This is a genomic window from Paenibacillus sp. FSL H7-0942 (assembly GCF_045040715.1).
Classification (GTDB): domain Bacteria; phylum Bacillota; class Bacilli; order Paenibacillales; family Paenibacillaceae; genus Paenibacillus; species Paenibacillus amylolyticus.
In genome coordinates this window covers 4,313,407-4,330,372 of sequence record NZ_CP150279.1, presented here as the reverse complement: position 1 = coordinate 4,330,372, position 16,966 = coordinate 4,313,407, and the positions used below count along the sequence as shown (strand labels likewise).

Below are 16,966 nucleotides of genomic sequence, written 5' to 3'. Positions count from 1 at the left end.
TCCTGAAAGGACATCTTTTGGACACATGAGGTGCACGCTGATTCGTGTCTAACATTATTTCAATAACAGGAGGCGGTCGGGTTGAAACCGAAATCCCAGATTGTCAATCTGCCTGTGTACCAGCCGGGCAAACCGATTGAAGAAGTGAAACGTGAACTGGGGCTTGAACAAGTCATCAAGCTGGCCTCCAACGAAAACCCTTACGGCAGTTCTCCTGCCGCCCTGGAAGCCATTACGAAAGAAATGACGAATATAAGCATATACCCAGACGGTAGCTCGGTTGAGCTGACGGGAGTTCTTGCCAAGCATCTTGGCGTTGAACGGAACAACTTAATATTTGGTTGTGGTTCCGATGAGATTATTGCTTTGATCACGAGAGCTTTCTTCTTGCCGGGTGACGAGACCATCATGGCAGATCAGACATTTTCTGTATATAAAAGCAATGCAGATATTGAGGGTGCCGTGTCCATCGAAGTGCCTCTGAAAGATGGCACGCATGATCTGAGCGCGATGCTCGCGCAAATTAACGACAAAACCAAAGCAGTATGGGTGTGTAATCCAAATAATCCGACAGGTACGATTATCTCCGAGCAGGAACTTACAGCCTTTATGGACCGTGTGCCTGCTCATGTGATGGTCATACTGGACGAAGCTTATTATGAATTCGTAACCGATGAAGCATACCCGCAAAGTATACCATTGATCGAACGGTATCCGAACTTGGTCATCCTGCGGACATTCTCCAAAATTTACGGTTTGGCTTCGCTTCGGATCGGATATGGTATTGCACGTCCCGAAATTATTGATTTGATTAACCGTGTACGTGAACCGTTTAACACCTCCCGTTTTGGACAGGTTGCGGCAAAAGCTGCACTACTGGATCAGGATTTTGTTCAAGAGTGCTCGAAGCGGAATGCAACGGATCGGGATTACCTGCAAAATGAATTTACACGGCTCGGGTTGTCGTATTTCCCTTCACAGGGTAATTTCATTATGGTTGACCTGAATATGCCTTCGGCAATTGCGTTCCAATCCTTGCTCAAAAAAGGCATTATCGTTCGCTCAGGATTCCACGTATACCCAACTTACATTCGTGTGTCCGTCGGAACATCAGAACAGAACCGTGCATTTGTCACGGCACTGGAGAACACGCTGGCTGAGAAGGCGGTAGCACGCCCTTAATACTGGCGATGAAAGAGTGAGGACCCATGAAACTAAAAATTGCAATGATTGGTGTAGGACTCATCGGCGGTTCACTGGCACTCTGCTTCAAAGGCAAGCCAGGTGTAACCGTGATGGGCTACGCCCACTTGGATGAACTGAAGGACAAGTACATAGCGAGCGGTGTAGTGGATGATGCTACGCTCTCTCTGGAAGAAGCGGTAGAGGATGCCGACTTTATTTTTTTGTGCGTTCCCGTAGGTTTGCTTGAATCCTATTTCGAAAAGCTCTCCAAGCTGCCATTGAAAAAAGGATGTATCATCACGGACGTAGGAAGCACTAAAGCTTCCATTGCCGCTTGTGCCGAGCATGTGCGGTTGACTGACGCTTACTTCATTGGTGGTCATCCTATGGCAGGGTCGGAGCGTGCAGGCGTAGATGCGGCCTCAGCTGTATTGTTTGAGAATGCATACTATGTCTTAACCCCTTCAGAACATGTACCTGAGGAAGCCTACAGCAGGCTGTCTGAGCTGCTTGCGTATACGCGGGCACAGATCGTGCGTGTGGAGCCTCTGCTCCATGATGACATCGTGGGGGCGATTAGTCATCTGCCACATGTTATTGCTGTTGCGCTGGTGAATCAGGTGCGTGAATATAATGAGTCGAATCCACTGTATAAAATGCTGGCTGCAGGTGGTTTCCGGGATATTACCCGGATTGCGTCTAGTGACGCGATTGTGTGGAGAGATATCTTGCTTAGCAACCGTGATGTACTGCTGGGCTTGCTTAAGGACTGGAATAGCCAGATGACGGCCTTTACGGATATGCTGGAACATAAGAACGGTGAAGGTATAGAGGAGGCATTCCGTCAGGCCCGCGAGTTTCGCAGTATATTACCAGAACGACGCAAAGGCATGATTTCGCCGTTATTTGATCTGTATACTGATGTTCAGGATGCACCGGGTATGATCGGTAAGATCGCAACTGAGCTTGGGGCGAATGACATCAACTTGAGCAACTTGGAGATTATCGAAAACCGGGTGGATGTGCCGGGCATTATGCGTCTGTCTTTCCGTCAGGAAGAAGACATGGAACGAGCCAAGACGTTATTGGATTCCTTAGGCTATCAAGTGTGGATATAAGACGAGAAAGAGGGCGAAAGCCCTCTTTTTTGTGAGGTTATATTGGAGTTGTTATTTGATTTTCAGTCACACAAAAAAAGGATTTATTATCCTGATTTACCGAAAGATATAATTAATTCAAACAATTTTACTGAAAGTGTTGACAAAATGAAAACGTATACATATAATAAGGGTACAGTATGGTTTCTCTCCACTCCTATCCAATAACTGTATTGCTCCACGTGAGCAATGGCCGCTTATGTAAGCGGTCTTTTTTTTGTCTAAAAAAGTTATGGGAAAGGCATTGATATGTAAATAGTTACAATTGAACTTGCATCCTCTATTTACATCTCCCTCCTTAATCTGTTAGGATACCTTAGATCCAATAAATATCACATTTTTGTAACCTTTTCGGTGTATCGTCCGTCTATATAAGCAAGGGTTACCAAAAAGGCTCAAAATGAAGTCATGAACGTGAAAATGACCGCATATGAATGACAGGTCGGGTTTTGTGGATGCCAATGGATTTGCCAGGATGATGCAGACCGTTGTACAATAAATACTGTTAATGTAGAAACGTTGGGGAAATTGCCATTACATAGGGGAATTTGGCGGGAAGGCCAGTTATGGCGCTGAACGCTTTTTATATGCGGTGAGAACCGCAACTTTTTTGTGCCTGTTCGGTAATACATGGATAGAGTCGAACGGGGAGAAGCACATGGATGGGCGAGGAGGGGTCGCACTCAAATGACGGATTCCCAGTTGATTCGAGAGATCAAGGAAGGTAACCTGGAGTTATATTCCGAGCTGATGAGTCGTTATCAGCGTAAAATACTGGCTTTCGTATATCATATGTTGAAAAGTTCCAATATGGAGCTGCTTGCGGAAGATCTCTGTTCTGAGACTTTCTATAAGGCGTTCCGCAGTCTGCACTCTTTCCGTGAGGTGGATGCCTCATTCTCAACCTGGTTATATACCATTGCGAGAAATACGGTACTGAGTGAGCTTCGCAAACAGCGCAGCGGAAATGTCCCACTTGAAGAGAGCGGGATTGTTCCCGTTGCTCCTTCGGAGAATACACCGGAGTATGCTGTACTACGCAGCGAGCGGGTGATGCTGGTTAGGGATGCGATTAACAATTTGCCGGAGAAGCAGCGTTCTGCGATTATACTCCGTGAGTATGATCAACTAGACTACCAAGAGATTGCGAATATTCTTGGGCAGAGCGTCAGTTCTGTGAAATCGCTATTATTCAGAGCAAGATCAAGCGTAAAAACTCAATTGGAACCTTATTTCTTCGAACCGGTGTACGAGCCATATGAAGGGATGAAGAACCGATGAATTGCAATGAAGCCCAGGAACTGTTTGCACTGGTCTGGGACTTGCCGGAAACTCATCCTCAGCGGATTGCATTTCATGCTCATCTCGCTGGTTGTGAAGAGTGCTCCGAGCAGTTTGAGGTCTGGGAAGAAGCTCAGATATTGCTGCACAGCATTCCGGTTCCAGTGACAGAACAACAAGCAGAGAGAGTGAACCGTAACGTTATGGACCGGATCTACGCGGAGTCTCCATGGTTACTGCCGGAAGAGGTAAAGGTTAATCGTTTCTCTGCTGTGATCCGCAAGCATATGTCTTTGTGGATTGCCGCGTTCCTGGCTATTTTTTTATGCAGCTTTCTGTATATGGCAATGTTTAAGCCAGACGTATCAGAAGCTGAGCAAACCAAAGTTGTTACTACGGGTATCCTGGAGACAGGGGTTGCCGGAAGCGGACCATCGTCCTCTGGCATGTATCAGTACAACATGACTGGAGCGGACAGAGGAAGTATCATAGAACCTTTTGTTGTGAGCATGGGACCTGCTTATCCGCAGTATTGGATGGCCCTCTCTTTACTTGCAATAGGAATGGCGTTATTTTCTCTTGGACGTATGCATCGAACAACGAATAAACGCAAACAAGGTGCGAGTGCATAGGTAATAACCTTTCGTTCGCCGTGTGGAGAAATGAGGGATGTAAGTGCGAATCGGACTTATTCGTCACGGTCTTACAGACTGGAATGCGGCGGGCCGTATACAGGGTCAGACGGATATTCCTCTGAATGGAGAAGGTCGTGAACAGGCAGAGCGCCTGGGAAGACGTCTGCTGACGGAAGAATACCAATGGGACTATATCATCACAAGTGGATTATCGCGGGCACAGGAAACAGGGGAGATTATCTCCAAGCTGTTGAATGTACCTTTGCTTGAGCCGGACGCACGGTTGAAAGAAAGGGCTTTTGGTCAGATTGAAGGTCTGACTTCAGAAGAACGGGTTGCCCGTTGGGGCCAAGCCTGGGAGACATTGGACTTGGGACAGGAGCAGATAGCGGATATCCAGATTCGTGCACTGGCGTTTCTGGAAGATCTATGGTCTGCCTATTCGGACCAAAACGTACTCATTGTCACTCACGGAGCTTTCTTAGCCAACTTGTTAACAGCTTTGTTTAAAGATCGGTATACAGAACGCATTGGAAACCTGTCACTGACGATCCTGGAAAAGGAACGTGATGACTGGAGTCCGCTGTTGTATAATTGCACACGACATCTGTCTTTGGACACAGCGAAACAACCTGAGTAATCCAACTTGGGTTGTTTTTTTTGCGTTTTATGGGGAAATAAAGACTTTATATGATTTCAAACCTCTCATTTTTCTTCTGATTGACCAACTCGGGGCATAGTATGGTTTAAAACATAAAAGATTTCCAAAAAGAGGTTTAGATTATGGGAATTCCGTCAACGATGTTTACAAAACCAAACTATTTCAGGCTCTGAATCAGTAGTCGAAGTAGTTAACGGGCGAGGCGATGGACCCATGAATCTAGCGGATATGCTTACTTTTGCCGATATTGGCCAGCTTAATCGAATAGCAGACTATTACCAATGTGAATGCAAGCCCAATTCCAAACATGAACTCATCCAGAGTATTCTCACTACATTGGGCAGCAGACCCTTTTTTGAGCAGCAGGTACGTCAACTGAATCAAGCAGATCAGCGCTTTTTGAACAACTTGTTGTTTGATCCTCGCCAGTATTATGGTATGGAAGAACTCATTGCCATAGCCCGTCAATCGATGGACAAAAAGGAGAGTGAGGCTGGCGCGAGTCCACGTGATCTCATCGTTCGCTTCAATAAGAGTGGATGGTTGTTCAATGGGACAACGCAGCAGACCAGGTATTTGTATCAAGTACCCCAGGATCTGAAATTAAGATTCAGGGATGTGTTATCCACACATCTGCGAGCAGGGATTACCAAAACAACGGAGCCACCCATGTATCGGGATGAGTATCATCTCTTAGCGGATGATCTCAAGTTGTTCCTGCAGTTTGTCCAGCAACACGAAATTGCCCTTAACGCTGAAGGCATGATGTACCGTCGCTCTCAACAGCAGATTATGGAGCATCTGCACATTAGTGAGGAATTGGTGGGCAAAGGTGGATGGAGATTCGGATATGGCCGTTCCTTCAAGGATTACCCGGATCGTTTCGCACTTCTGTACGACTATGCATTTCACCATCGGCTGGTTCGTGAGGAGCAAGGCACGCTGAAGTTATCACCAGCTGGAGAAGACAAGCTGGGAGCTGAGAAAACAGCCGAAATGATACAGCTATTTAGGTTTTGGTTAAGATTGTATAAAGGTGCTATTCCCAATCTGTCCTCTATTGTGTATTGGACAGGCGAATGTGCCCAAGAATGGTCAACCGCCGAGTCGCTGTTTCGTCAGATCGGTCCGTTCATTCAGCCGTTTTACTATGATACGGCCGAGGCCATTTATGATAACAGAATTGTTAAAATGATGTTGCATCTTGGCATGGTCCGTATTGGGGAACATGAGGAAGGCAGGACTATACAAATGACAGCCTGGGGCACACGTCTTGCTGCATCCTGTCGCTCCATCTCCGGAGACATTACACCTATTTTGTTTGACAAGTGAAGGACAAGTTGCTAAAATCACTCCCAAATTAAGGAGTGATAATAATGATAATTCCATACAAAGGTCTACAACCTCAGTTACACCCTTCGGTATATATGGCTGAAGGTGCGAAACTGATCGGTGATTTGAGAATGGGAGAAGAGTCTTCCGTCTGGTTCAATGCAGTCCTTCGGGCTGATTTGGCTCCTATTATCATTGGAAAGCGCTGTAATATTCAAGATAACGTTGTCGGGCATGTCAATACTGATCAACCTTTGATTGTGGGAGATGATGTCTCAGTAGGACATACAGCGATCATTCATGGTTGTTGTATTGGAACAGGATCATTAATCGGCATGGGAGCCATTCTGCTGAATGGAGCCGATATTGGCGAATATACGCTGATTGGAGCCGGTTCTGTTGTTACTGAGAATAGTAAAATTCCGCCCTATACTCTTGCTTTGGGGACACCTGCCAAAGTGATACGTGAGCTGACTGATGCCGATCTGGAGCGGATGTCCAGAACTTCACTGGGTTATGTTACCAAAGGAGAAGAATATAGGAGCTCTTAAATCCGTTTTGGAGGTGCATCCTATTGGATAAAATGAAAGTTACGTATGAAGTCATGTTGGGGCTGGCAGCTGAGATGGTTTGGGACGAAGCGCTTCGCAAACAGCGCAGCGAGAAGCTCTATTTGGAAATCGATAAAGCGTTAGCTACCGGAGACGAAGTAGCTTTCCGGAGTCTGACGGATGAACTGAGGACCATAAACTGATTAGCAAAATAGTTCCTTTCTGAGATAAAAGGGAATGCGCAGATGCGTGTTTCCTTTTTTGATATGTGTAATTCCGAAATGAATGTCTGGATTTATAAGATATAGTCATATATAATATGGGAATAAAATGGATAGAGAGGGGATATAGGGAATTGAAATTCAGTGAGATGACTCAAGACAGCTGGGCTGAACTGCAACTCTATCTGGATACATGCCTTATTCCATACACAGCTCTTAGCGGTGAGCAGTCGCCAGTTGAAGCTACCGAGGCGTTGGAGCGGCTGAGAGATTTTCTGGATCTGGTCGAAATTCCTTTCAAAGGGAGAATCATGACTTATCCAGCCTTTCATTATGCTAATTCGGAATTGTCAATGACATTAAATTCCTTGTCCGAACAGCTTAAATCCTCAGGATTCAAATATGTGGTTATTATGTCATCGGATGGTCATTTGGATGGCGTGGAAATTCCAGCTGCTGATCTGGTTTTGAGTCGGACCTTCTTAACTCATGAGGTCGGAGAAGAAGGGATTGCGAGATTTGTAGGGGAAAAGATACGAGAGTTGTGGAAAAAATAGTTTTTAGCGACAAATGTGACAATTTTACAACATTTTTTTAATAACGCTTACAATTGAACCTTAAAAATGTGTGACAAATTCTTGACGGTGTTCTAGGGCTACTATATGATTATGTATGTTCTAGTAAGTCGTGGAATTTATGAAAATGAAAACGTTTGAGAGAGTTGGCTGAAAAAGGGGGTTGGAGACAGTATGAGCAGTGAGCATGACCACGAAGCTTCATTGAAATTGCCAAGCCGCATGGAGATGTCACGCAGGCAGTTTTTGACGTACACGCTTGGTGGAGCTACAGCCTACATGGCCGCCGGTGCAATCCTTCCTATGGTCCGTTTTGCGGTGGACCCGATTTTGCAACATAAGGGAGAAGGCACCTCTGTCAAAGTAGCTGAAATCAGCAAAATTACGAATGAGCCTCAAGAATTCACCTTTGAACTTAAACAACAAGATGGTTGGTATCTGAGTAATGCATCGTTAGTGGCGTGGATTCGCAAAGACGAGCAGGGTAAAATTTATGCACTCTCACCTATCTGTAAACATCTGGGATGTACGGTAGGCTGGAATAGTGACAAGCAATACCCTGACGAGTATCATTGCCCCTGCCATGGCGCGCACTATGACAAGGAAGGAAAGAATCTTGCCGTAGCCCCCAAACCGCTGGATGAGTACGTAGTCAAGGAAGAGCAGGGTTGGGTATATCTGGGCGACATTGTTCCGAACACCCGAGTGAATTAGGAGGCGTGAACGCAGATGTTTAAAAATGTCTATGACTGGATTGACGAGCGTCTTGACATCACGCCAATCTGGCGGGACGTTGCGGATCATGAAGTTCCAGAGCATGTAAATCCGGCTCATCACTTTTCCGCATTCGTGTACTGCTTTGGTGGCTTGACGTTCTTTATTACTGTTATTCAGATTCTGTCAGGCATGTTCCTGACCATGTATTATGTACCTGATATTATCAATGCCTACGCTAGTGTGGAGTACCTGCAGACCAAAGTAGCCTTCGGCCAAATTGTTCGCGGCATGCACCACTGGGGAGCCAGTCTGGTTATCGTAATGATGTTCTTACATACGATGCGTGTGTTCTTTACAGGCTCTTACAAGGCACCGCGTGAAATGAACTGGGTTGTTGGCATGCTGATCTTTTTCGTCATGTTGGGCCTGGGGCTGACAGGGTACTTGTTGCCATGGGATAACAAAGCCTATTTTGCAACAAAAGTAACACTGGAGATTGCCAATACGGTTCCTTGGCTGGGACCGATTATTAAAGAATTCCTGCAAGGCGGTACGATTGTTGGTGCACAGACACTAACCCGATTCTTTGCCCTGCACGTATTCTTCCTCCCCGCTGTGCTTCTGGTGCTTCTGGTCGGACACTTTATCATGATCCGCAGACAGGGCATTTCGGGACCACTATAAACTGAGAAGGGAGGAATCGCAATGGCTCACGGACATAAGAAGGATGATGAGGAAAAGGTTATCTTTGTCGGTGATTCACGGGTCCGTAAAGGGGCGGGATTTATTACCCCTCCTGATTACACTGCGTATCCCGGCAAATCAGAAGCCTTTATCCCCAACTTCCTGCTGAAAGAATGGATGGTTGGTGTCGTTGTATTGGTGGGGATTCTGGTTCTCACGATCTCAGAACCTGCACCTTTAGGCTATCCGGCCAATCCGAGCGCATCCGTAATTCCTATGCCGGACTGGTACTTCCTTTTTCTGTATCAGTACTTGAAGTATCCATACGCATCGGGCGATTACGTTCTGCTCGGGGTACTGGGGGTCAGCGGAGTTGCTTTTGGAGCTTTGCTACTGGCACCATTCCTGGATACAGGCAAGGAGCGGCGTTTCTATAAACGCCCAATTGCTTCATCACTGATGATTTTGTCGGTCATTTCTGTATTCTACCTGACAAATGTAGCATGGACGCACTACGAGCATGAGTTGGAAGCAAGTGGACAGAAACCTGAACATATTCAACGTGAAGAAGAAGCGCTGGAGAGGCGTGAACAGGGGCTCCCACCCGTTTCCAATGCACCTGGACAGCAAGAAGAAGTTGCGATCGTGGAACAGGATGATCCTGCAATGGAAACGTACAAGAAGGCTGGATGTATTGGTTGCCATGCGGCTGATATGAAGGGCGCAACTGGACCTTCGCTTCGAGGCATAGGTGACAAGCACAGCCAGGAAGAGATTCTGACCATTATCAAAGAAGGTTACAATGCAATGCAACCTCAGTACAATAATGCTATTGCTCAAGGTGTCACGGATGAAGAGATCACTCATCTGACCGAATGGCTTGCGAAACAGAAAGCAGAACAGTAAAATCGAAATAACCAATGAAACCTGATCGTTTATGCGGTCAGGTTTTTTGAAGTGTTTTTTTGGACAGCACTGTATCGTGCACAATATTGATGAAGGAAGGGGCAGGGAATGTGGCTTTATCGTATTTCTGGAGTAGGGAATTTCTAACCAATCGTTATTTCCTGTGGCTATTATTTTGGTGTAATGCGGTAGGAACGGTATACGGATACATCTGGTACGGAGAGCAAATGAAATTGACGCTGGCTGAGCAACCGGTGTGGCAGATCGTATTTGTGCCGGATAGCCCAACAGCGAGTTTGTTTTTTACTTTAGCGTTGTTATGGGTGTTGTACCCACCGCGGTCCATCATTATCAAACGGATCGGACATGTGATTCAGGCGCTTGCCGTGGTTACATCTGTGAAATATGGCGTGTGGGCCGTATCCATTATTTTCGCTGGCTGGATGCAAGGTGGTACACAGCACTGGCAAGACTGGATGTTGATTGCTTCGCATAGTGCGATGGCCATAGAAGCTCTGATTTTTGTACGCTTTTTCGGCTTCCGCTGGACTTCCCTTGTCGTTGCAGGTCTCTGGACGCTGTTGAACGATACGATGGATTATACATATGATATTTACCCTTGGTTACCCGCATCCCTCTATGATCATGTAGATGGTGTGCGTAATTTCACATTCGGACTGACACTGGTAAGCATTCTGTGCGCGTGGCTGGCCTTAAGACAGGCGAAACGAACCTGATATCCGATCTTGAGCTTGTTCTAATGAACTGTCCCCCGCCATACATTGGTGGTGGGAGGGATGTCCATGAAGAGAACGTTTGGGATCAAAACTGGCTTACTGGTGGTATCGTTCATGGCTCTAATGCTGTGGACGAACTTAGCATATCGTGTATCCGCGCAAAGTGAAGCATTGAATTCGAATTCAGATCAGCAAGTGTCCACAAGCAGTTCAATTGCACAACTGAATGAGGAAGCAGCCATATTGTATCGTCAGGCGCTCGAGAATAATATTGAAGAAGTGCGCGGAAGCATTCTGCGTATCAGTAAAAGTCTGGAGCATATCTCCTTTGAGGGACAAACAACAGTCGAGGGCATTCACGCCTTGTCCGAAACCATAGTTGAAGTGAAACAAGCCGTTGTGAAGGTGAAAAATGACGATGCTTCTCTTCAGCAGTCCTCAGCCAAGCTTAGACTTGCAGCAGATAGTCTCGCGAATCCAACCAAGCCTTTATGGCTTCAATATTATAAAATCGTGAAAAACGATCTGGACGCTTTATCCGCTGCTACAAATCAAGGGCAAACTGCGGCCGTACTGGCAAACCGCTACACCGTTCTGGAGGAGCATTATGAGACGATTCGTCCTGCCGCACTGATTCGCCGTGAACCGTATGAAATTGCTCAGATAGACGCCTGGTTATCTCATACCAAAGGGCTTACCGCTGCCAAGCAACCTGATCTGGCTCAATTAAAGAGCATGGTTGGCCATGGGGAGGAACTGGTGAACAAGTTGTTTGGTCGCGAGAAGGACGAGAGTGCCTTTGTACCGTTTGTACAGGGTCCCGATCGCAGGGCAGCCGGGCTGCTCATTAGTTCAGTCATTGTGGCGACGTTAAGTTACGCCGGATATCGTAAATATCGTGCGCAGCAGCAGGGGATTTTTCCTTTTCGGCGCTAATCGGATATGAACTTGATCCTGATCTATAAGTGGTATATAAAAAAAAGACCTCTTTCCGCATGAATAGCCACGCTAACGGCTCTTCATGTAAAAGAGGTTTTCTTGTAGTTTCTGTGTTATATCAGCTTTCTTTGAAACCTTCGCCATGTACATCGTGAACATCGCTGATGATGACAAAAGCTCTCGGGTCAATGGAACGTACAATGGTCTGCAATCGCCTGAACTCTTGCCTGGAGATCACGCAGTAGGCCATGTGTTTGGCCTGTTTAGAGTACGCGCCAATGGCTGGAATGAGAGTAACGCCACGATCCATATCCCGTGTGATCTGATCCGCAATCTCGGGTGCATGGTCACTAATGATCATAAATGCCCGGGCAGAATATGCACCTTCCTGAATAAAGTCGATGACTTTGGAGGCGATGAATACAGCTACAAGCGTATACAGAATTTTTTCTTTGGGGATGTAGATGAGAGAGAGCCCGATAATGACAAAGTCGATGCCCAGTAATACTCGGCCCATGCTCCATCCATACTTGCGGTTGAGAATACGGGCAATGATGTCTGAACCGCCCGTCGTTCCGCCCCAACGGAATACAATGCCAAGGCCGGCTCCAAGGGTGACACCTGCATATAGGGCTGCGAGCAGGAGGTCATTCTCGGTATGTAATGGTTCAATCCAGCCCAGATGAATCAACTTCTCAAACAACCATAGAAAAACGGTCAGTGCCCCGATTCCGATACCCGTATAGATCATCTGTCTGCCGCCCAAAATTTTGAGCCCAATCAGAAAGAGGGGAACATTCAGAATCAAGGTTGTAAGTGAAGGTGAGATGCCAAAAGCGTAATTGATCAGCACCGTAACCCCGGTGAGGCCACCTTCCATAAGCTGGTTGGGGATAATGAAATAGAGGAGCCCAAAGGCATATAAGGCTGTACCCAGTACGATGGGAAGAACCAGTTTAACTTGTATCCAGGTTTTGGCAGTGCTCATAAGATCCCTCGCTGTAGATAAATTAGAATGAAGAAGCAATCATTCCCATCTAGTATACCTGTTTATTGATTCTTTAAAAATGATTTGTCGCTGATGATGGTGGAAGTGAATCTAAATAACTGATATTATTAGGAACAAATACGACATCATTTCAAAGGAGAATCCGTTCTCATGGAGAAAAGCATCGCAGAAATGCAGCGTGAGGTTGATCAGTATATCTCCCAGTTCAAGGAGGGGTATTTCAGTCCTCTGGCCATGTTGGCCCGGATGTCTGAAGAGGTTGGGGAGCTCGCCAGGGAAGTGAATCATGAATTCGGCGAGAAGCCGAAGAAATCTTCCGAAGCAGCCAATTCCATTGAACTTGAGCTTGGAGATATTTTATTTATCACGATTTGTTTTGCGAACTCACTGGGAATTGATCTGGCTGAGGCGCACGATAAAGTCATGCATAAATTTAACACCCGCGATGCCAATCGGTGGACTCCCAAAAACACCGATTAGGCGTAGATTACATATGCTGTACCATCACCCGATCGGGGAGGGTCAGCTTAATGATGAAACCGGAAGAATATATGCAGCAGGCTTACCGCTGTATATTGCAAAATGATTTTGAGCAGGCGATTCGTTGGTTCGAGTCAGCCATTCACGCTCATCCAAAACATGCGGAGTTATATTATCGCTGTTCCATTACACACGCCCGCAGCAAACATCTGGTTCCAGCGCTTGAATATGCACGCAAGTCGGTTGAATTGTCGCCAGGAACAGAAGAGTATATTTTACATCTGCAGACGTTGGAAGCAAAACAATTGACCTCCAGAGCGAAGTTGCTGTTGGAGCAGGCCGGTATTGCAACACAGGAGCGCTATGTGGAAGCGTCTACGCTTCTGGAAGAAGCGGTCAAACTTGATCCGCTCTCAGTGGAAGCTCATGTTATGCTTGCGCTGGCTTACAGTGATTTGAATGAATTTGACTATGCAATTCAGGCGCTGCGTGAGGCAATTTTGCTGGATCCGCAGAATGGGCAACTGCATCAGATGTTACAGGAAATCAAGCAACGTATGAAATCCATTCAATAAGAATTCATTTTGCAAAGATTTCTTTCGAGTTGAAATGGATTCTACGATATGATCCAACATAGTGAGGAGATGCAGTCAATATGAGTGAAGTAATCAGAGTTGCCGTGATCGGAGCGGCTGGCCGTATGGGCCGTGAAGTTGTGAAATTGGTACTTCAGGACCCGGAATTGGAGCTTGCAGCGGCTGTCAACCGCTCCGGAGCAGGCACGGATGTAGGAACCCTTGTTGGTTTGCCAGAGTGTGGGGTGCTGGTGACTGATGATATCGAAATGGCTTTTGCCGAAACAAAACCTCAGGTTATGGTTGATTTTACAGTACCACAATTTGCGTTTGCACATACTGAGATCGCGATCCGTCATGGAGTCAGACCTGTCATGGGTGTTACCGGCTTCACGCCGGAGCAGATCGAACAGTTGGACAAGCAGTGCCAGGATAAAGGAATTGGAGGGCTTATTGCCCCTAACTTCTCGATTGGTGCCATTTTGATGATGCGATTCGCAGCACAAGCTGCCAAACATATGCCAAATGTGGAGATCATCGAATATCACGGAGATCAGAAGCTGGATGCTCCTTCAGGAACTGCGATCAAAACAGCGGAACTGATTGCTGCCAATCGGGAAGAACTTCGTCAAGGTAATCCAAATGAGGAAGAAACGATTGAAGGATCACGAGGCGGGTATTACAATGGTTTCCGAATTCACAGTGTACGATTGCCTGGTGTATTCGCGCAGCAGGAAGTTGTTTTCGGAGACTATGGACAGTCACTCAAAATTCGGCATGACTCCTATGAGCGCGCAGGTTATATGCCTGGTGTTAAGATTGGTGTGCAAAAGGTTATGGAGTATACAGGAATGATCTACGGATTTGACCACTTTATCGACTAAAGGAGATTGTCATGTTGAAAATAGCATTTATCGCCCATGATCGTAAAAAAGAAGAGATGGTTAACTTCGTGACGGCATATGAGCCTGTTTTTACGGACCATCAATTATATTCTACAGGAACAACAGGCCTTCGTATTATGGAAGGAACGTCTCTGAAGATTCATCGATTCGAATCAGGCCCATTGGGCGGAGATCAGCAGATCGGAGCATTGGTTGCGCAAAATGAGATGGATCTGATTATTTTCTTGCGCGATCCATTGATGGCACAACCTCACGAGCCGGATATTAATGCGTTGCTACGTCTTTGTGATGTGCAGGGAATTCCACTTGCCACCAATATCGCAACTGCTGAGATTCTGGTTAAGGCTCTGGATCGTGGCGATTTTGCCTGGAGAGAGCTGGTACATAAGTACAAGCCGGAGGCTGGATTGAATTCAGGTGATTCCGAATGAGTCTGGATATTCTCATCTTTGGAGCACATGCAGACGACGCGGAGATTGGTATGGGTGGAACGATTGCCAAACATACCGCTGCCGGCTTGAAAGTAGGCGTGTGTGATCTGACTCGTGCTGAGATGTCTTCCAACGGAACAGTAGAGCGCAGAACCGAGGAAGCGGAGCAAGCCTCCCGCGTCCTCGGTCTTTCGTGTCGAACGAATCTGGGGCTTCCTGATCGTGGCTTATATCTTACATCTGAACATGTACAGGCGGTGACGGCTGAGATACGGCGTCATGCCCCTCGGATGGTGTTTGCTCCGTATTGGGAAGATCGTCATCCGGATCATGTCAATTGCAGTAAGCTTGTGCAGGAGGCTGTATTTAACGCCAAGCTTCGCAACTACTTGCCGGACATGCCTGCCGTGCAGGTGAAGGAACTTTATTTTTACTTTATTAATGACATCGGGCCTACGGATTTGATTGTTGATATTACGGAACACTATGAGCAAAAAGAAGCATCATTGCTCTCTTATCGTTCCCAATTCGAACTGGGAGACGGAGCGGTCTCAACGCCATTGAATCAAGGGTATATTGAACGTGTAAGAGCCCGCGATTCCTTGCTCGGACAACGCAGTCTCATCCCGTTTGCAGAAGGTTTTGCTACAATTACACCTTACGTGGTTCATCAATTTGGCCCGGGTGCCCAATAAGCGATTTCACATTTTACGTTTAATGAAACGAAGGGTTTCATTATTCCATTGCATTATATCAACCTGCATGAAGCGGGAGATCAAAGGAGCGTCCACAGGATGGATAAAAAGCTAAAAATCGGCATCACCTGTTATCCGTCCCTCGGCGGGTCTGGCGTTGTCGCAACGGAACTGGGCAAATTACTTGCCGAACAGGGGCATCAGGTTCATTTTATTGCCAACAGTATCCCGTTCAGACTGGGTACGTTCCAGAAAAATATTTTTTATCACGAAGTTGAAGTAAATGATTATTATGTTTTCCGTTACCCTCCGTATGACCTGTCACTGGCAACAAAGATGGCTCAGGTGGCTAAGTCACAGCAGCTGGATCTGCTGCATGTTCATTATGCCGTGCCACACGCAGTATGTGCCTTTCTGGCGAAACAAATGGTAGGGGACGGCCTTAAAGTGGTTACCACGTTACATGGAACGGATATTACGGTTCTGGCTCAGGATGAATCTCTGAAGGATCTGATCCGTCTAGCCATTAATGAAAGTGACGCGGTTACTGCCGTATCACAAGATTTGATTCGAGAAACGGTCGAATTGCTGGATATTCAGCGTCCAATCGATCTAACCTATAATTTTATTGACAAACGGATATATTATCCGCGGGATGCTGCCAGTCTGCGAAGAGACTTTGCTACGCCTGACGAAAAAATATTAATGCACATCTCCAATTTCCGACCGGTGAAGAGAACTCAGGATGTGGTAGAGGTCTTCCGTCAGGTACAGGAGCAGGTTCCTGCCAAACTGTTATTTGTTGGTGAAGGACCTGATTTGCCGAAGATGCAATGGAAGATTAATGATCTCGGCTTGAATGATAAAGTTCATTTCCTTGGCAAACAGGATGACATTGCTCAGGTCATCTCCATGGCGGACGTGTTGATGCTTCCATCGGAGAAGGAAAGTTTCGGACTTGTGGCGCTCGAAGCAATGGCTTGTGGCGTACCCACGATCGGTTCACAGGCCGGAGGAATTCCGGAACTGGTCTTACATGGTAAGACGGGTTATTTATCCGCGATCGGGGATACACAATCCATGGCCGAGAACACCATCCGTTTGTTGACGGACGATCGTTTGGCTGCTGAGTTCAGGGAAGCATGTCTTCAGCGCGCGCATCACGACTTTTGCAATGATGCTATTCGGCATGAATATGAACAGATATATTACCGGGTGTTGGGAAGGGAAGTTCCGAATCTGAAGCCGGTTTGCGGTTAATCATTCTTTGACGAAATCATACTGTGCATA

Annotated in this window: 21 protein-coding genes; 20 read left to right on the top strand and 1 reads right to left on the bottom strand. The window is 46.5% G+C overall.

Features of this window, described 5'->3' with window-relative positions; genetic code table 11:
* Positions 1-81 precede the first annotated feature (81 nt).
* The 14 genes from hisC (at position 82) to MHI48_RS19120 (ending at position 11,578) form a co-directional block, all read left to right on the top strand.
* Positions 82-1,182: a histidinol-phosphate transaminase gene (gene hisC, locus MHI48_RS19185; protein ID WP_405141474.1), complete on the top strand. Its 1,101-nt coding sequence runs from the start codon at positions 82-84 to the stop codon at positions 1,180-1,182.
* A 26-nt stretch (positions 1,183-1,208) separates the two neighbouring features.
* The gene (locus MHI48_RS19180; protein ID WP_074095636.1) at positions 1,209-2,303 is read left to right on the top strand and encodes a prephenate dehydrogenase; all 1,095 of its coding nucleotides are present in this window, start codon (positions 1,209-1,211) and stop codon (positions 2,301-2,303) included.
* Positions 2,304-3,029: 726 nt separating this feature from the next.
* Positions 3,030-3,623, top strand: a complete 594-nt coding sequence (locus MHI48_RS19175) for an RNA polymerase sigma factor (RefSeq protein ID WP_036607662.1) — start codon at positions 3,030-3,032, stop codon at positions 3,621-3,623.
* Entirely contained in the window at positions 3,620-4,255 is a 636-nt protein-coding gene (locus tag MHI48_RS19170; RefSeq protein WP_036607660.1) for an anti-sigma factor, read from the top strand. The genes MHI48_RS19175 and MHI48_RS19170 overlap by 4 nt, the downstream gene beginning before the upstream one ends.
* A 43-nt stretch (positions 4,256-4,298) precedes the next feature.
* A complete protein-coding gene (locus MHI48_RS19165; RefSeq protein WP_036607658.1) occupies positions 4,299-4,898 on the top strand; it encodes a histidine phosphatase family protein in 600 nt (199 codons plus the stop codon).
* A 234-nt stretch (positions 4,899-5,132) separates the two neighbouring features.
* Entirely contained in the window at positions 5,133-6,251 is a 1,119-nt protein-coding gene (locus MHI48_RS19160; protein WP_076328399.1) for a hypothetical protein, read from the top strand.
* Between the two features lie 44 nt (positions 6,252-6,295).
* Positions 6,296-6,802: a gamma carbonic anhydrase family protein gene (locus MHI48_RS19155; RefSeq protein ID WP_076328400.1), complete on the top strand. Its 507-nt coding sequence runs from the start codon at positions 6,296-6,298 to the stop codon at positions 6,800-6,802.
* A 23-nt stretch (positions 6,803-6,825) separates the two neighbouring features.
* Positions 6,826-7,005: an IDEAL domain-containing protein gene (locus MHI48_RS19150; protein WP_017687723.1), complete on the top strand. Its 180-nt coding sequence runs from the start codon at positions 6,826-6,828 to the stop codon at positions 7,003-7,005.
* Between the two features lie 152 nt (positions 7,006-7,157).
* Positions 7,158-7,580 carry a DUF2487 family protein gene (locus tag MHI48_RS19145; RefSeq protein ID WP_076328401.1) on the top strand — a complete coding sequence of 141 codons (423 nt, stop codon included), beginning with the start codon at positions 7,158-7,160 and terminating at the stop codon, positions 7,578-7,580.
* Positions 7,581-7,772: 192 nt separating this feature from the next.
* Entirely contained in the window at positions 7,773-8,312 is a 540-nt protein-coding gene (locus MHI48_RS19140) for a ubiquinol-cytochrome c reductase iron-sulfur subunit (protein WP_036607648.1), read from the top strand.
* Positions 8,313-8,327: 15 nt separating this feature from the next.
* Complete coding sequence (gene qcrB, locus MHI48_RS19135; RefSeq protein ID WP_017687726.1) at positions 8,328-8,999, top strand: menaquinol-cytochrome c reductase cytochrome b subunit; 672 nt, start codon at positions 8,328-8,330, stop codon at positions 8,997-8,999.
* 21 nt (positions 9,000-9,020) lie between these two features.
* The gene (locus MHI48_RS19130; RefSeq protein ID WP_036607643.1) at positions 9,021-9,905 is read left to right on the top strand and encodes a menaquinol-cytochrome c reductase cytochrome b/c subunit; all 885 of its coding nucleotides are present in this window, start codon (positions 9,021-9,023) and stop codon (positions 9,903-9,905) included.
* A 110-nt stretch (positions 9,906-10,015) separates the two neighbouring features.
* Positions 10,016-10,642, top strand: a complete 627-nt coding sequence (locus tag MHI48_RS19125) for a DUF1405 domain-containing protein (RefSeq protein WP_036607641.1) — start codon at positions 10,016-10,018, stop codon at positions 10,640-10,642.
* A gap of 66 nt (positions 10,643-10,708) precedes the next feature.
* On the top strand, positions 10,709-11,578 hold the full coding sequence (locus MHI48_RS19120) for a sporulation protein YpjB (protein ID WP_076328402.1): 870 nt from the start codon (positions 10,709-10,711) through the stop codon (positions 11,576-11,578).
* A 121-nt stretch (positions 11,579-11,699) separates the two neighbouring features.
* On the opposite strand, the gene MHI48_RS19115 is transcribed toward MHI48_RS19120, so the two are convergent.
* Positions 11,700-12,569, bottom strand: coding sequence for a YitT family protein (locus MHI48_RS19115; RefSeq protein WP_036607636.1), 870 nt, complete (start codon positions 12,567-12,569; stop codon positions 11,700-11,702).
* Positions 12,570-12,740: 171 nt separating this feature from the next.
* Here MHI48_RS19115 and MHI48_RS19110 point away from each other — a divergent pair, with 171 nt between their 5' ends.
* The 6 genes from MHI48_RS19110 (at position 12,741) to bshA (ending at position 16,936) form a co-directional block, all read left to right on the top strand.
* On the top strand, positions 12,741-13,070 hold the full coding sequence (locus tag MHI48_RS19110) for a nucleotide pyrophosphohydrolase (protein WP_017687732.1): 330 nt from the start codon (positions 12,741-12,743) through the stop codon (positions 13,068-13,070).
* A 50-nt stretch (positions 13,071-13,120) separates the two neighbouring features.
* Positions 13,121-13,645 carry a tetratricopeptide repeat protein gene (locus MHI48_RS19105; RefSeq protein WP_082219127.1) on the top strand — a complete coding sequence of 175 codons (525 nt, stop codon included), beginning with the start codon at positions 13,121-13,123 and terminating at the stop codon, positions 13,643-13,645.
* Positions 13,646-13,725: 80 nt separating this feature from the next.
* Positions 13,726-14,529 (top strand): 4-hydroxy-tetrahydrodipicolinate reductase, encoded by an 804-nt coding sequence (gene dapB / locus MHI48_RS19100; RefSeq protein WP_076328403.1) that lies wholly within the window; start codon positions 13,726-13,728, stop codon positions 14,527-14,529.
* An 11-nt stretch (positions 14,530-14,540) separates the two neighbouring features.
* Positions 14,541-14,981, top strand: coding sequence for a methylglyoxal synthase (gene mgsA / locus MHI48_RS19095; RefSeq protein WP_017687735.1), 441 nt, complete (start codon positions 14,541-14,543; stop codon positions 14,979-14,981).
* Positions 14,978-15,676 (top strand): bacillithiol biosynthesis deacetylase BshB1, encoded by a 699-nt coding sequence (gene bshB1, locus MHI48_RS19090; protein WP_076328404.1) that lies wholly within the window; start codon positions 14,978-14,980, stop codon positions 15,674-15,676. The genes mgsA and bshB1 overlap by 4 nt, the downstream gene beginning before the upstream one ends.
* Before the next feature lie 99 nt (positions 15,677-15,775).
* Positions 15,776-16,936: an N-acetyl-alpha-D-glucosaminyl L-malate synthase BshA gene (bshA, locus tag MHI48_RS19085; protein WP_036672009.1), complete on the top strand. Its 1,161-nt coding sequence runs from the start codon at positions 15,776-15,778 to the stop codon at positions 16,934-16,936.
* The last annotated feature ends 30 nt before the right edge of the window (positions 16,937-16,966 follow it).

Coding starts and splice junctions, on each gene's coding strand:
- MHI48_RS19180 (WP_074095636.1), top strand. CDS start 1,209: ATGAAACTAAAAATTGCAATGATTGGTGTAGGACTCATCGGCGGTTCA.
- MHI48_RS19120 (WP_076328402.1), top strand. CDS start 10,709: ATGAAGAGAACGTTTGGGATCAAAACTGGCTTACTGGTGGTATCGTTC.
- bshB1 (WP_076328404.1), top strand. CDS start 14,978: ATGAGTCTGGATATTCTCATCTTTGGAGCACATGCAGACGACGCGGAG.
- MHI48_RS19175 (WP_036607662.1), top strand. CDS start 3,030: ATGACGGATTCCCAGTTGATTCGAGAGATCAAGGAAGGTAACCTGGAG.
- dapB (WP_076328403.1), top strand. CDS start 13,726: ATGAGTGAAGTAATCAGAGTTGCCGTGATCGGAGCGGCTGGCCGTATG.
- MHI48_RS19110 (WP_017687732.1), top strand. CDS start 12,741: ATGGAGAAAAGCATCGCAGAAATGCAGCGTGAGGTTGATCAGTATATC.
- MHI48_RS19115 (WP_036607636.1), bottom strand. CDS start 12,569: ATGAGCACTGCCAAAACCTGGATACAAGTTAAACTGGTTCTTCCCATC.
- MHI48_RS19155 (WP_076328400.1), top strand. CDS start 6,296: ATGATAATTCCATACAAAGGTCTACAACCTCAGTTACACCCTTCGGTA.
- MHI48_RS19160 (WP_076328399.1), top strand. CDS start 5,133: ATGAATCTAGCGGATATGCTTACTTTTGCCGATATTGGCCAGCTTAAT.
- MHI48_RS19140 (WP_036607648.1), top strand. CDS start 7,773: ATGAGCAGTGAGCATGACCACGAAGCTTCATTGAAATTGCCAAGCCGC.
- bshA (WP_036672009.1), top strand. CDS start 15,776: ATGGATAAAAAGCTAAAAATCGGCATCACCTGTTATCCGTCCCTCGGC.
- mgsA (WP_017687735.1), top strand. CDS start 14,541: ATGTTGAAAATAGCATTTATCGCCCATGATCGTAAAAAAGAAGAGATG.
- MHI48_RS19105 (WP_082219127.1), top strand. CDS start 13,121: ATGATGAAACCGGAAGAATATATGCAGCAGGCTTACCGCTGTATATTG.
- MHI48_RS19170 (WP_036607660.1), top strand. CDS start 3,620: ATGAATTGCAATGAAGCCCAGGAACTGTTTGCACTGGTCTGGGACTTG.
- qcrB (WP_017687726.1), top strand. CDS start 8,328: ATGTTTAAAAATGTCTATGACTGGATTGACGAGCGTCTTGACATCACG.
- MHI48_RS19130 (WP_036607643.1), top strand. CDS start 9,021: ATGGCTCACGGACATAAGAAGGATGATGAGGAAAAGGTTATCTTTGTC.